Annotated in this window: 2 protein-coding genes; both read right to left on the bottom strand. The window is 43.9% G+C overall.

Annotated elements, in window-relative coordinates:
* Positions 1–137 precede the first annotated feature (137 nt).
* Positions 138–560 (bottom strand): cytidine deaminase, encoded by a 423-nt coding sequence (locus MTR11_RS24005; protein WP_243328524.1) that lies wholly within the window; start codon positions 558–560, stop codon positions 138–140.
* 179 nt (positions 561–739) lie between these two features.
* Entirely contained in the window at positions 740–1648 is a 909-nt protein-coding gene (locus MTR11_RS23995; protein WP_243328523.1) for an Imm49 family immunity protein, read from the bottom strand.
* Positions 1649–1834 lie beyond the last annotated feature (186 nt).

Raw genomic sequence — 1834 nt, 5'->3', positions numbered from 1 at the left:
CATCCCTCGATATTTAAATGCACTAGCGCATAACGCCGCGTTAAGTGGTGAACAACGCTAACCACCAAACCTAAGCCATTGTACCTTAAACACAAAATTCAACTTAAACTGAAATCGCCAAGCGTTGTGAATCCGCCTTAAACGCTTTGTTGTAGCGCTTTACCGTTTACAAGTGACCAATGATGAGGCATTAATTCACGTATAGTTTTGAAAACCAATGCATTATCTGGAGTCGTAATAGCTGCTTTGACGTCCCCACCCCAGTGAACGAGGCGCTCTTGGCAAACTCCGCATGGTGACAAGATTAGAAACTCATCGTTCTCGCTTTCACGACATAGGCATAATGAGTGGGTCACTCGCTCATTGAGTTTATGAGCCTCTAAATAAGCTCCCACTTCCATACACAATGAAAGAGCATCATTTTTAGTATCAGGGGCAATACTTGTTAATATTTTTCCTGACTCAGTTCTAACAGCCGCAGCACCGCCCCACCCCGAAGGATATCGCGCACTTACTAGTTCTACTGCTGCTTGATAAAGCTCTTTTTCGATATTATCCATGACCATCCATATTCAATTTTATCGAGCGCATATAACGCCCTGTTAAGGTGTGAGCAATGCAATACCGATGCTTCCGCATGCCGCCTTAATCACTTAAACCAACGCATAATAAAAATGCCACGCGTTGCGAATCACTCTTAAACAGTTTGTTATACGCAAACCAGAAGAGACAATACCGTTTAGTCGTGTTCTGGTGCTGTGTATTTATTTAAAAAATCATAGCTCAACGTGGGTAGCGGTTGGGTATAGAACACCTCTGGTACATAGTCAGTGTCAAAACCAATGCGGTAACCATACCTTGCAAAGGCGACTTTGGCTAGGGTGGTCAGTTGCATGGAAAAATAGCCGTGTTCTGAATCATTCAGGCGTGGCTGGCTCCAATATTCATGGTGATTTTGAACTGCAGAGTACATTGCCTTCTGGTAGGTTTTTTCATCAGCGCCACCAAATACTTTCATCATCACATCGATCACTGGTAAATCGAGGTAGGTGACACTATCAGGCTTATCGTGACTCACCGGCTCAGAGGCACTATGGTTGACGTACTCCTGAATCAAATCCATAGGCTCGCCATCACTCAAGCTGAAAACACACCCGAGCAACCTAATGAAGGTATCACCAGATTCGCTCCGCCATTTAACTTGCGGGTGATCCACGATTTTAACGAAGCGTCTTGCGCTATCAAAATCTTCGCACAACAAAGAGCGCCATGTGGATATCTCCAGATGCGCGCCTTCAATCCCACGGCGATCCCTATCAGAGTGAAAACCAAATGACACCTCTTTATTTGGTAACGAAATCGTAATCTTTTCGCCATCCTCCAGTAAGGCATATTCAATACTTTTTGAGTCAAAATACTGCCAAGCGACGAGGGAGTGCAATGCACTGTCAATGTCCGCAAGTTTTAAATATAGTGATCTAGTGTAAAGCGCAAACCCCAAATCTCCTGGATTGACATAATTCCACTCTTCACTTTGCGCCAACCTGCGTGTGATTACATCGGTCAAAGCCGCAATATTTCCTGGTTGATCTTTGTATACTTTTCGAGCGCCATCGTAGTTGATTGGCGGGTATTGTTGTGTCGTCATTTATTACTCAATTTATATTTTATTATATCTAGCACAAGTAGTACTCCGGCGTATAACGCCCTGTTAAGGGGTGAGCAACGCAATACCGATGCCGCCGCATAACACCTTAAACACTAAAAACAACGCATAGTGAAAATGCCACGCGTTGCGAATCCCTCTTGAACAGTTTGTTATGCGATAACTGTA

This window comes from Vibrio sp. CCB-PB317, from assembly GCF_022808245.1.
Lineage (GTDB): Bacteria > Pseudomonadota > Gammaproteobacteria > Enterobacterales > Vibrionaceae > Vibrio > Vibrio diabolicus.
This window is presented reverse-complemented; position numbering and strand designations above follow the sequence as displayed.